The organism is Pseudomonas sp. SLBN-26, assembly GCF_006715895.1.
GTDB lineage: Bacteria > Pseudomonadota > Gammaproteobacteria > Pseudomonadales > Pseudomonadaceae > Metapseudomonas > Metapseudomonas otitidis.
In genome coordinates this window covers 752,093-764,670 of sequence record NZ_VFOB01000001.1, presented here as the reverse complement: position 1 = coordinate 764,670, position 12,578 = coordinate 752,093, and the positions used below count along the sequence as shown (strand labels likewise).

General features: G+C 65.2%; 10 protein-coding genes. 6 read left to right on the top strand and 4 right to left on the bottom strand.

Going from position 1 to position 12,578, the window contains the following annotated elements:
• Window positions 1-6: 6 nt before the first annotated feature.
• Window positions 7-519: a formaldehyde-activating enzyme gene (fae, locus tag FBY21_RS03680; RefSeq protein WP_111264109.1), complete on the bottom strand. Its 513-nt coding sequence runs from the start codon at window positions 517-519 to the stop codon at window positions 7-9.
• Between the two features lie 423 nt (window positions 520-942).
• On the opposite strand from fae, the gene FBY21_RS03675 reads away from it, so the two are divergent.
• The 6 genes from FBY21_RS03675 to FBY21_RS03650 all read left to right on the top strand — a co-directional run bounded on the left by FBY21_RS03675 (window position 943) and on the right by FBY21_RS03650 (window position 10,180).
• The gene (locus FBY21_RS03675; protein WP_160158557.1) at window positions 943-2,274 is read left to right on the top strand and encodes an OprD family porin; all 1,332 of its coding nucleotides are present in this window, start codon (window positions 943-945) and stop codon (window positions 2,272-2,274) included.
• 90 nt (window positions 2,275-2,364) lie between these two features.
• Window positions 2,365-3,789, top strand: coding sequence for an aldehyde dehydrogenase (gene aldA / locus FBY21_RS03670; protein WP_142008700.1), 1,425 nt, complete (start codon window positions 2,365-2,367; stop codon window positions 3,787-3,789).
• 95 nt (window positions 3,790-3,884) lie between these two features.
• Complete coding sequence (locus FBY21_RS03665; protein ID WP_409563785.1) at window positions 3,885-5,189, top strand: MFS transporter; 1,305 nt, start codon at window positions 3,885-3,887, stop codon at window positions 5,187-5,189.
• A complete protein-coding gene (locus tag FBY21_RS03660) occupies window positions 5,186-6,403 on the top strand; it encodes a mandelate racemase/muconate lactonizing enzyme family protein (RefSeq protein ID WP_142008698.1) in 1,218 nt (405 codons plus the stop codon). The genes FBY21_RS03665 and FBY21_RS03660 overlap by 4 nt, the downstream gene beginning before the upstream one ends.
• A 90-nt stretch (window positions 6,404-6,493) precedes the next feature.
• Window positions 6,494-8,104: a GMC family oxidoreductase gene (locus FBY21_RS03655; RefSeq protein ID WP_142016232.1), complete on the top strand. Its 1,611-nt coding sequence runs from the start codon at window positions 6,494-6,496 to the stop codon at window positions 8,102-8,104.
• A 147-nt stretch (window positions 8,105-8,251) separates the two neighbouring features.
• Window positions 8,252-10,180 carry an alkaline phosphatase family protein gene (locus tag FBY21_RS03650; protein ID WP_253543631.1) on the top strand — a complete coding sequence of 643 codons (1,929 nt, stop codon included), beginning with the start codon at window positions 8,252-8,254 and terminating at the stop codon, window positions 10,178-10,180.
• A 9-nt stretch (window positions 10,181-10,189) separates the two neighbouring features.
• On the opposite strand, the gene FBY21_RS03645 is transcribed toward FBY21_RS03650, so the two are convergent.
• The 3 genes from FBY21_RS03645 to FBY21_RS03635 all read right to left on the bottom strand — a co-directional run bounded on the left by FBY21_RS03645 (window position 10,190) and on the right by FBY21_RS03635 (window position 12,485).
• On the bottom strand, window positions 10,190-11,053 hold the full coding sequence (locus FBY21_RS03645) for a LysR family transcriptional regulator (protein WP_044399492.1): 864 nt from the start codon (window positions 11,051-11,053) through the stop codon (window positions 10,190-10,192).
• Window positions 11,054-11,574: 521 nt separating this feature from the next.
• The gene (locus FBY21_RS03640; protein ID WP_142008694.1) at window positions 11,575-11,964 is read right to left on the bottom strand and encodes a DUF596 domain-containing protein; all 390 of its coding nucleotides are present in this window, start codon (window positions 11,962-11,964) and stop codon (window positions 11,575-11,577) included.
• A gap of 149 nt (window positions 11,965-12,113) precedes the next feature.
• Complete coding sequence (locus tag FBY21_RS03635) at window positions 12,114-12,485, bottom strand: hypothetical protein (protein WP_142008692.1); 372 nt, start codon at window positions 12,483-12,485, stop codon at window positions 12,114-12,116.
• Between the last annotated feature and the right edge of the window lie 93 nt (window positions 12,486-12,578).

The following is a 12,578-nucleotide window of genomic DNA, read 5'->3' as shown; positions in this document are numbered from 1 at the left end:
GCCTCCTCAGGCTTTCGGGGTGTAGAAGGGGTTGGCGATGGCGCCCACCACGTCGGCCAGCTGGGCCCGGGAGGGCAGCCCGGCCAGCGCCGCCTTCAGCGCCGTGCGGCAGGCGTTGTAGTTGTTGCGGTAGACCGCATCCAGGTCGTCGCAGGCGGGGTTCACCCAGTTGGCGGTGACGATGGCCCATTCGTCCTCGGCCTCCGGCGGCAGGGTGCCGTCCAGCAGGGCCTCGGTGATGGCCTTGGCGATACCCGCCTGGGAGGCGCCCCAGGTGGCGTTGGCATGCAGGTCGCCGCTGATCTCGGCCTTGTTGACGTACAGGGTCATGGGTTTGACCGGCACGTTGGGCTGGGCGATGACCATGAAGGGGCAATGGCCCTGGCTGGGGGACGCCAGGCTGTTGGCGAAGGCCTGGCCGGCCGGCCCGTTGCGCGGGCCGATCAGCAGGTTGATGTGGGCGGCGTTGACGCCGGGGCCTTCGAAGCCCTCGCCGATGTAGAGGTCGAGCTGTTTCATGGGGATTCCTCGGGGATGCGGAAAAGTCGTGCTTGTGCCCTGGCGCGCCGTGTATCAGGCAGACGCGGGCAGGGGCGCGGTGCAGGACGAAGCACTGGGCTTGCGTGACAGCGGGGGTCGCTCCAACCACTCGACGGTACCGAGCCGAGTCTTCCCGAACCCGAGAAAGGAAAGGACGTTCATGGTGAAGGTGCTCGTTGTAGTTGTTGGATGAGCCAAGCCGGCGAAACCAGCTGCGGCGAGTTGTAGCACCCGCCCGAGCGCCATCAGTAACCACAAAAACTCAAGCGGCCATGACTAAATCTCATGACCACTAACGTGCTTTTTTCGAATGTTCATCCCCGAATTTAATCGTTTGTCCGACAACCCACGGCTGACGAACATGGCGCGGCCTCACATAACAATTATTCGAGGATCGCCAACGTGTCATACCTTGCTCGCGCCTCTGCGGCCCTGCCCGCAGCCGGCTTGTTACTCTGCACCCTCCCCCTGGCCTGCCAGGCCGACGACGCGACCCGCACCGGCTTCGTCGAGGGCAGCTCGCTGCAGCTGATCAACCGCAACTTCTATTTCAACCGGGACTTTCGCAGCCGCAACGACGGCCTGTTCAACGGCCGCGCCCAGAGCTACCGGGAGGAATGGGCCCACGGCGTCCAGGCCTTCTACAGCTCCGGGTTCACCGAAGGCACGCTGGGCGTCGGCCTGGATGCCCACGCGCTGATGGGGTTCAAGCTGGACAGCGGCGGCGGCACCTCCGGCACCAACCTCCTGCCGCTGGACAGCCGCAACCACGCCGAGGACCACTACTCGACGGCGGGCGGCGCGCTGAAGCTGCGGGCGTTCGACACCGAGCTCAAGGTCGGCGACCTGTTCCCCATCACCCCGGTGTTCCAGCGCGGCGACGGCCGCCTGCTGCCCCAGAGCTTCCGCGGCGTGTCCGTGGAGAACCACAGCCTCGACGACCTGACCCTGATGGCCGGCCACCTGCACGCGGCGCGCAACAAGGCCAGCAGCAACCATGACGGCGAGATGAGCACCGAATACGGCGCCACAACCTATCGCTCCGCCAGCTACTTCGGCGGGGACTACCGCTTCACCGACGGCACCCTGTTGAGCCTGTACCGGGCACGCTTCGAGGATGTCTGGGACCAGACCTACCTGAGCCTCGGCAAACGCATCGAGCTGGCCGAGCACCGCAGCCTCGCCCTGGGCGCCAACCTGTATCGCACCCGTGACCAGGGCAGTGCCCGCGCCGGCCGCATCGACACCGACAGCTGGAGCGCCTATGCCCGCCTCACCCTCGGTGCCCACGGTTTCATGCTGGCCTACCAGCGCATCGACGGTGACCAGCCCTTCGACTACCTGGGCGATGGCGACTCCATCTACCTGGCCAACTCGGTGCTGTACTCCGACTTCAACTCGCCCAACGAGCGCTCCTGGCAGGTGCGCTACGACCTGGACCTGGCGCCCTACGGCGTGCCGGGCCTGAGCCTGATGACCCGCTACCTGCGGGGCAGCGGTATCGACAACAGCCGGGTCGACCCCAAGGGCGCCTACGCCTACTACGCCCGCCTGGGCGATGGCGGCCGGCATTGGGAACGGGACATCGAGGTGAAGTACGTGGTCCAGGGCGGCCCCGCCAAGGACCTCTCCATCGCACTCCAGCAGACCATCCACCGCGCCAACTCGGCCCAGGCGGACGGCGACGTGGACCAGGTGCGGATCATCACCCAGTACCCCCTCGACATCTTCTGAAGGTGACCCTGCGCGCTGGAGCGCCGACGCCGCTCCAGCGCACATGACCCGATGGTTCCTGACAACCGTTTCAAGCCAGGTAAGACAGCCATGCGTACATGCAAGCACTTCATCGGCGGCCAGTTCGTCGACCCGACCGGCGATGCCGACTTCGCCATCCACTACCCTGCCACCCAGGCACTGGTCGGCCGCGTGCCGGCAGCCTCGGTGGAGGAGGTTCACCACGCCGTGGACCTCGCCGCAGCCGCCCAACCCGGCTGGGCACGCCTGCCCAGCATCCAGCGCGCCGAGCACCTGCGGCGCTTCGCCGATGCGCTGCTGGCCAACGCCGACGCCATCGGCGCGGCGCTGGCGGCCGAATCGGGCAAGAGCCTGGAGGATGCCTGCAACGAGGCCCGCTACGCCGCCGAGATCACCCGCTACCACACCGAATGGGCACGCCGCATCGAGGGTGAGGTGATCCCCAGTGACACGCCGGATGAAACCCTTCTGCTGCAGCGCGAACCCATTGGCGTGGTGGCCTGCCTGATCCCGTTCAACTACCCGGTCTACACTCTGCTGCGCAAAGTGGCGCCGGCCCTCATCACCGGCAACGCCGTGGTGGTACGCCCCAGCAACAACACCCCGCTGTCGGCCTTCGAGATCGCCCGCGCGGCGCAACAGGCCGGTTTGCCGGAGGGCGTGTTCAACCTGCTGACCATGGACCACGACACCGCAGCGGCACTCTGCACCCACCCGGCGGTGGGCATGATCACCCTGACCGGCAGCGTGCAGGCCGGTCGCATGGTGCTGGAGTACTGCAAGGCCAACATCGCCAAGCCGTCCCTGGAGCTGGGCGGCAAGACGCCAGCGATCATCGCCGCCGATGCCGACCTGGAACGTGCCGCCGACGATCTGGTGCGCTCCAAGACCACCCACTGCGGGCAACTCTGCACCGCCATCGAACGGGTCTACGTCCACGACAGCGTGCACGACCGCTTCCTCGATCTGCTCAGGGCGCGCATGGCCGCCGTGCGCATCGGCGACCGCGCGCAGGACCCGACGCGCATGGGGCCGCTGGTCAGCGAACGTGCCCGCACGCAGATCCACGGCCTGGTGCAACGGGCCCTGGCTGAGGGCGCGGTGCTGGAAACCGGCGGCTTCATCCCCGAAGGCGCCGGGCACTTCTACCCGGCCACGCTGCTCAGCGGCTGCCGCCAGGGCATGGAGATCGTGCGCGAGGAAAGCTTCGGGCCGATCCTCCCGGTGCTTCGCTACCACGACCTGGACGAGGCCATCGCCCTGGCCAACGACCACCAGTTCGGCCTGGCCTCGGTGCTCTACACCGAGGACTACCGCAGCGCCCTGCGGGTGGCCAATGCCATCCAGGCCGGCGAGCTGTACGTCAACCGCACCCCGGCCGACCCCTACCAGGGCTACCACGCGGGCTGGAAGCGCTCCGGGCTCGGTGGCGACGACGGCAAGCACGGGATGCTCGAGTTCACCCAGACCCGCCTGGTGGTCATGAAGTACTGAGCCCAGGCACCGCACCCTGCCTGGCGACCCGCGCCGGGCGACCAACAAGAACAATGATCGAGGCGTGCGCCCTGCGCGCGCCCAAGGATGCCCTCATGTCCAGAACCGCTGCCCAGGCCGATGCTCCGCTCGCACGCGGAGCGAACGGCAAGACCCAACGCTATCTCCAGCTCATGCTGCTGGTACTCGCCGCCGGGGCCATCTACCCGGTGCTCTACCTGCGGCAGGTGTACCAGAGCACCATGCTGGAGGTGTTCGCCATCACCAACACCGAGCTGGGCTACCTGTACTCCATGCTCGGCACACTGTTCCTGGTGAGCTACCTGCCCAGCGGTTGGCTGGCCGACCGCATCGCACCCCGCCTGCTGATCAGCTTTTCCCTGGTGGCCACCGGCCTGCTGGCGCTCTGGTACGCCACCGCGCCCGGCTTCGACAGCCTGCTGGTGATCTATGCCGGCTGGGGCATCAGCACCGGGCTGACCTTCTGGGCCTCGGTGATCAAGCGGGTGAAGATGATCGCCCAGGCCAGCGAGCAGGGCCGTTTCTTCGGCATCCTCGACGGTGGACGCGGGCTGGTGGAGGCCCTGCTGGCCACGGTCGCCCTCGCCCTCTTCGCCTACGCCACCGAGTCCCAGGGGCAGTCCCACCAGGTGGGCTTCACCCATGTGGTCCACCTCTACGCCTTCACCTGCCTGCTGCTCGGCGCGCTGATGCTCGGCGTCAAGGACCCGAAGGCGGCCCACCCCAACGCCGAGGAAGAACGCCAGGCCCACAACCTGCTGCAGGACCTGCGCACCCTGGCGCGCATTCCCGAGCTGTGGCTGGTGGCGGCCATCGTCTTCTGCGGGTACCACATCTTCTGGGCCACCTACAGTTTCTCGGCCTACCTGCAGGAGGGTGGCTTCGGCCTCAGCGCGGTGATGGCCGGCACCATCACCACCATCAAGCTGTGGATGCGTCCGATCGGCGGGATCGGCGGCGGTTACCTGGGGGATCGCTTCTCCAACATCACGGTGCTGATCGTCGCCCTGGCGTTGGCGACCCTGGGCATGGTCGGGCTCATCGTCTTTCCGGCACTGGACAGCCTGGTCCTGCTCATCGGCCTGGTGATCTTCATCGGCCTGCTGACCTACGCCATCCGTGGCCTCTACTGGGCCATCCTCGACAGCTGCCAGATCCCCCTGCGCATCACCGGGCTGGCCATCGGCATCATCTCGGTGGTGGGTTACTCGCCCGACGTGTTCATCCCGCTGATCAACGGCTGGATCGCCGACGCCTTCCCGGGCTTCCCCGGCTACCAGATCTACTTCGGCTACATCGCCGCCATCGGAACCCTTGGCGTGCTGGCCGCCCTCACCCTGAAAAAACGCATCGACCACAAGGCAGGCAACCGCCCATGAAGATCATCTCCCTGGAAACCCACGTCGTCGCCGTTCCACCGCCCCACATCGGCGGCATGTACTGGCTGTTCGTGACGCTCAGGACCGACTGCGGCATCGAAGGCGTCGGCGAGGTCTACGCCGCCACCTTCGGCCCCCAGGCCATGGTCCCGGTGATCGAGGATGTGTTCGCCCGCTACCTGCTGGAGCAGGACCCGCACCACATCGAGCGCTTCTTCCGCCGCGCCTATTCCAGCGGCTTCACCCAGCGCCCGGACCTGACCATGATGGGCGTCGTCTCGGGCCTGGAAATGGCCTGCTGGGACATCATCGGCAAGGCCGCCGGCAAGCCGGTCCACGAGCTGCTTGGCGGCCTGGTGAACGAGCGCCTGCGCACCTACACCTACCTCTACCCGAAGAACGCCAGGGGCGAGTACGACTACGACGACCCGGACCTGGCCGCCGAATGCGCGGTGGCCTACAGGGACCAGGGCTTCACCGCCCTGAAGTTCGACCCGGCCGGGCCCTACACCGCGTTCTCCGGGCACCAGCTGTCGCTGGAGGTGATGGACCGCTGCGAAACCTTCTGCCGCAAGATCCGCGATGCCGTGGGCAACCGCTGCGACCTGCTGTTCGGCACCCATGGGCAGATGGTGCCGTCCTCGGCCATCCGCCTGGCCCAGCGCCTGGAGAAGTACGACCCGCTGTGGTTCGAAGAGCCCGTACCGCCCGGCCAGGAGCAGGCCATGGGCCAGGTCGCGGCCAAGACCAGCATCCCCATCGCCAGCGGCGAGCGCCTGACCACCAAGTACGAGTTCCACCGGCTGCTGACCGATGGCGGCGTCTCCATCCTGCAGATGAACCTGGGCCGCTGCGGTGGCCTGCTGGAGGCGAAGAAGATCGCTGCGCTGGCCGAGGTCCACTACGCCCAGATCGCCCCGCACCTCTACAACGGCCCCATCGGCGCCGCGGCCAGCTTCCAGCTGGCGGCCTGCACGCCGAACTTCCTGATCCAGGAAAGCATCGAGACCTGGGGCGGCTTCCATGCCGAGGTGCTGAAGAAGCCGCTGCACTGGGAGGACGGCTACGTCATCCCATCCCGCGAGCCGGGGCTCGGCGTCGAACTGGACATGGACGCGGTGCGCCGGCACTCGCCCTACACCGGCGAACGCCTGCACCTGCAGATGGCACCCGACCCCGTGGACGTGCGCGACACCGCACCCGCCAAGGGCTGACCGATGCCGCCCTCGCCCACCGGCCTGCACGCCGGGGGCGAGGCGCCTTCGCCCGGCCTGAACCTGACCCTGAACGACGCGGTAATCGACATGACGTACGACTTCATCATCGTTGGCGCCGGCTCCGCCGGCTGCATCCTCGCCAATCGCTTCAGCGCCTCCGGCCAGCATTCGGTGCTGCTGCTGGAAGCCGGCGGCAAGGACAGCTCCCCCTGGTTCAAGGTGCCGGTGGGCTTCGCCAAGATGTACTACCACCCCACCTACAACTGGATGTACTACAGCGAGCCCGAGCCCGAGCTGGCCGGGCGCCGCATCTACGCTCCGCGCGGCAAGGTGCAGGGTGGTTCGGGCTCCATCAACGCGATGATCTACGTGCGCGGCCAACCCCACGACTTCGACGACTGGGCCGCAGCGGGCAACGACGGCTGGGCCTTCAAGGACGTGCTGCCCTACTTCCGCAAGCTGGAAACCCACCCCCTGGGCGAAACCGAGTTCCACGGCGCCAGCGGTCCCATCCACATCAGCCCCATGAAGGGCCAGACCCATGCCATCTGCGATGCCTTCATCGAAGGCTGCCAGCAGCTGGGCTACCCCCGCAGCGAGGACTTCAACGGCGCCGACTTCGAGGGCGCCGGCCTCTATGACGTCAACACCCGCAACGGCCAGCGCTGTTCCAGCAGCTTCGCCTACCTGCACCCGGCACTGGCACGGCCGAACCTGCATATCGAGCACCATGCCCTGGCCCAACGCCTGGTGTTCGACGACGCGCGGCGGGCCACCGGCGTGGTGGTCAGCCAGCATGGCGTGGAGCGGCAGTTCAGCGCGCGGAAGGAGGTGATCCTCGCCGCTGGCGCGGTGGACACCCCGAAGCTGCTGCAGCTCTCCGGCATCGCCGGACGCGGCCTGCTGACCCGTCACGGCATTCCGGTGGTGCACGAGCTGCCGGCGGTGGGTCGCAACCTGCAGGACCACCTCTGCGTCAGCTACTACTACAAGGCCAACGTTCCCACCCTGAACGACGAACTGAGCTCACTGCTGGGCCAGGTGAAGCTGGGCATCCAGTACCTCCTGACCCGCAAGGGCCCGCTGGCCATGAGCGTGAACCAGGCCGGCGGCTTCTTCCGTGGCGACGCCAGCCAGGCGCAACCGAACCTGCAGCTCTACTTCAACCCGCTGTCGTACCAGATCCCCAAGAGCAACAAGGCGCGCCTCAAGCCGGAGCCCTACTCGGGCTTCCTGCTGTGCTTCAACCCGTGCCGCCCGACCAGCCGGGGCACCATCGAGATCGCCTCGGCCGACCCGACCCAGGCTGCGCTGATCCGCCCCAACTACCTCAGCACCGAGAAGGACATCGACGAGGTGATCCAGGGCAGCCGCCTGATCCGCCGGATCATGGATGCCCCCGCCCTCAAGGCGATCACCGTCGAAGAGGTGCTGCCCGGGCCATCGGTGGCCGATGAGGCCGGCATGCTGCAGTACTTCCGCGAGAACGCCGGCTCCATCTATCACCTCTGCGGCTCCTGTGCGATGGGAACCGACCCGGCCACCTCGGTGGTGGACAGCCGTCTGCGGGTACACGGCCTCACCGGCCTGCGCATCGTCGATGCCTCAGTGTTCCCCAACGTCACCTCGGGGAATACCAACGCGGCGGTGATGATGGTGGCGGAAAAAGGCGCCGACCTGATCCTGGCGGATGCCTGACGCGGAGGCCGTCACACGCACGCGACGCAGGCACGGCACCCGGGGGGGTTCGATGCGGTCCAAGCGGCGATGAACACGCCGCTTCGCTGTCGTACTATGCCCAACCGCCTTCCCAAAACCGTGGTACCGATGCCTGCCGATGCTCCCATGACCGCCCTGCCCACCGTCCTGGCCGGCCCCCTGCTGCGCCGCGCCGAACCCCGGCGCCTGGTGTTCTGGCTGGTGGCCACGCGCCCGCTGCAACCCGTCCTGCTGCTGGAGGCCGACGGCCAGGCCCAGCGCCACAGTCTGGACGCCCGGCAATGCCGCATCCTTGCGGTGGGCCGGCACGCGCATGTGCACCTGATCGACCTGCGCCTGGAGGCGCCCCTGCCCCGGGACACGCCCATCGCCTACGACCTGCTGATCGACGGCCAGGGCACTGCCGAGTGGGCGCCGCACCTGCTCTACGGCGAGGCCACCCGACCCGACTTCGTGCTGCGTTCACGCATCGACCACCTGCTCCACGGCTCCTGCCGCAAGCCCCATCACCCCGCCCCCGACGGACTGCTCTGCGCTGACCGCCTGCTGGCCGAAAGGCCCCTGCCGGAACAACGCCCGGCGCTGCTCATGCTCAGCGGGGACCAGATCTACGCCGACGACGTGGCCGGGCCGATGCTGTGCGCCATCCACTCGCTCATCGAGCGCCTGGGCCTGTACGGGGAGTACCTGGAGGGCGCTGTGGTGAGCGACAGCGAAGCGCTCTACCAGCACCCCGCCAGCTACTACCGGCGTGCCGACCTGCTGCCGGCCCTGGAGAGCAACGAAACCCTGCGCGAGCGCTTCTTCGGCGGCGCGCGCAAGCCGATCTTCACCAGCAGCAACGCCGAGAACCACCTCGTCACCCTCGCCGAGGTGCTGGCCATGTACCTGCTGGTCTGGTCGCCGGTGCCCTGGACGCTGGTGGCACCGCAGATGCCCGCACTCGGCACGTCCGAAGCGGAACGCTTCCACCTCGAAGCCACGCGCCTCGAAGGCTTCGTCGCCGGCCTGCCGGGCGTGGCGCGGGTGCTGGCGCACCTGCCGACGCTGATGATCTTCGACGACCATGACGTGACCGATGACTGGAACCTTTCCGCCCAGTGGGAGCAGACGGCCTACGGCCACCCCTTCTCCCGCCGCATCATCGGCAACGCCCTGCTCGCCTACCTGCTCTGCCAGGGCTGGGGCAACGACCCGGACGCCTTCGATGACCTGCAGGATGACCTCGCCGCGCTGTGCACCAGCCCTGATTCCCATGGCCGGTTGGACAGCACGCGGCTCGACGGCCTGATCGGCCGCCTGCTGGCCTTCAACGGCTGGCAGTACGAACTGGACACCCAGCCACCCCTGCGGGTGCTGGACACCCGCACCCGCCGCTGGCGCAGCGAAGTCGACCTCAAGCGGCCGTCCGGCCTGCTGGACTGGGAGGCCCTGTGCGAGCTGCAACAGGCGCTGCTGGGGCACCCCTCGGCCATCGTCGTGTCCCCGGCCCCGGTGTTCGGCGTGAAGCTGATCGAGGCCGTGCAGCGGGTCTTCACCTGGCTCGGCCACCCGCTGCTGGTGGACGCGGAAAACTGGATGGCCCATCGCGGTGCCGCCCAGGTGATCCTCAACATCTTCCGTCACTCACGCACGCCGGGCAGCTACACCATCCTCTCCGGCGACGTGCACTACTCCTTCGTCTACCGCGTGCTCATCCGCCATCGCCAGCAGGGCCCGCAGATCTGGCAGATCACCAGCAGCGGCGTGAAGAACGAATTCCCCCACCGCCTGCTGGACCTGTTCGACCGCCTCAACCGCTGGCTCTACGCGCCCCGCTCGCCGCTCAACTGGTTCACCCAGCGTCGCCGCATGAAGGTGGTGCCCCACACACCGGCCCACAGCCGCGCGGGGGAACGCCTGTGGAACGGCGCCGGGTTGGGCCAGGTGTTCTTCGATGCCGATGGGCGGCCGACGCGGGTGTTCCAGCTCAATGCCAACGGCACTGCACCCACCGAGTTCCTCGAAGACCGCGAGGACGTCAGCGACGCCCATCCCCTCGCGCGGCGGGCCTGAACCCGCCGCTCAGAGCACCGCATCCCAGCGCTGGGACCAGTCGATGTCGTCGGCTACCACCTCGCGCAGCACGCCGATGGCCTGCTGCAACAGCGCCGAATCACGGTCACGGGAGTAAACGAGGTAGGTCGGGTAGGTGAACTCCGGCGCCCGCTCCACCCGCTCCAGCACGCCGCTGTCCAGGTAGCTCTGCACCACCCGCGTGCGGAAATAGCCGGAGCCGCCGTTCTGCAGGATGAACTGCAGGGCCAGCGGCCCGAGGTTCACCGAAACCGCAGCCCGCGCCAGGTCAGGGAGCGCCGCATCGTGCTGCTGGCGGAAGCGCGGCCCCCAGTCCACCTGCACGTAGGGTTCGGGCGCACGGCTGGAGCGGATCTGCACCAGCTTCTCCTCCAGCAGCAACTCCACCTGCATGCCCGGCCAGTACTCGGGCTGGTAGACCAGCGCCGCATCCAGCAGCCCCAGTTCGATCTGCTGCTGCAGGTGCTGGCCGGCGGCCACCTCCACCCGTACCGCGTGGGACGGAATCCGTTCACGCAGGCGGGTCATCCAGCCCAGCAACAGCGGGTTGCTCAGGCTCACCTCACCGCCGATGGCCAGCAGGTCGCGGTAGCCCTTGGGCAGCGGCAGATCACGCCGGGCGGCCTCCCAGGTCTTCACCAGTTGCGTGGCGTGCCCGACGAACACCTCCCCCTCCGGCGTCAACCGCGCCCCGGCCCGGTTGCGCACGAACAGCCGGCAGCCAAGCTGCCCCTCCAGGTTCTGCACCCGCGCGGTGATGGCGGTCTGGGTCACGTGCAAACGCTCCGCCGCCGAGACAAAGCTGCCGCTGCGGGCGATTTCGAGAAAGGTGCGTGCCAGGTCGATATCCATGGCAATCCCCAGGCTTTTGAAGGGTGGCTATCTTAGCGGGTCGGGGGTGAGAGGCTGAGAGGAAACGCTTACCCCTCCAGCAGAAACGCTATCCAGGAAGAAAGAGCCGCTTCGAATTCATCAGTCATTAGAAAGCAGAAAAAATCGTCATCATGAAGCGAGTAAATCCGGGAATTTTCCCTGCTTATTTCCACACCCCGATCTTCACGATCCCAGTTATGGGATTCCAATTCACCCTGCTTTACAGCTCTAACTTTTGAAAGCACCTCTTTCAGCCAAGTAACAGTGCCTTCATATGACTGATCACCACCATCAGTCAAAAAACATCTCACTAAATCCACTGCCTGAGGACCGAGAACATCTTTTTCACAACTAGGCTCGCAAACCTAGTCTTAACCCAACCATTTCCGCCCCTACCGTGCCGACCTTGAGAAACTCGCCTTCTACGTTTTAACAAGCATAAGCCTCTGCCCTTCAGCATATTTTATTCGTACAACTCTTTGCCTTGGCAATGACGTAGGCTACGCCCAAAACTCGCTTCCATCTTGTCCAATCCAAACCACGCCTGCTGGCGCATCTGTAAGAAACCAAATCCCAAAACCATCAAGATCGTCTTCTCCTGGAGTGTCAGGCCAAGCCTCCCGCAGAATGTGCAACTGATCTTGAACGGAGCCATCGAGAAAAAAACTCTCACTTGCCAGCTTTAAATGCCCACCCAACATGAGCCAACTCATTAGTGAAAAGAATAATTTAACCTTATACGGATAATCGACATGACAATCAGAGATCTCAACCGTCATGTGCTGCCATATAGCTCTCATGGAAAGACCAAAGGCACTCTGCAGTACAGATTCAGCAACTTCCTCACTACAGCCACCCGACTCCGAAAAGAAAATACGCCCATCATTCATGCGTTCTCCTCCACAACTATAAAGCCCCACCCCAAAATCAATACTTTCAATAAAAGAAAAATCAAACCAAGTACAACCCCAACAACCTAGCACCCAATATTTAAAAACCCTATACCACACTGAAAGCCATAACCCTTCACCACCCTAGTTCAAAGCCCACCAAACACCCGCCTAAATAACCACGCAACGCTGGAACACTCCTCAAGTGCCTGCAAAGCAGCTTCAGGCGTAACTGGCATATCACTCGGAGCACTACCACGCTTAACAGCAATTCCATAGATTGCATACTCTTCGCTCTCTGTGTGCTCCCAGCACGGAACGTGACCAATTGTTTTATATATTTGAAAAATCTCACCATCGAACTGAGCAAGCTCAATAAAAAAATCCGGAATATCGCCCTGTGAAAACATATCAACGCACCAGAGCCTAAACTCCTCTTTACTGACAGCCCCCGAAAAAATACAAGCAATGGCAAAGCCCAAGAGCTCATCACTATAACAATCCAGCTCTTTCCCACTCATACACCTGCATCCCTCTTTCAAGCCTAATAATGGCCGACCATCTAACCAATAAAAGATCTTGCATATCCGCAGACTTCGGCGACCAATTAAAAA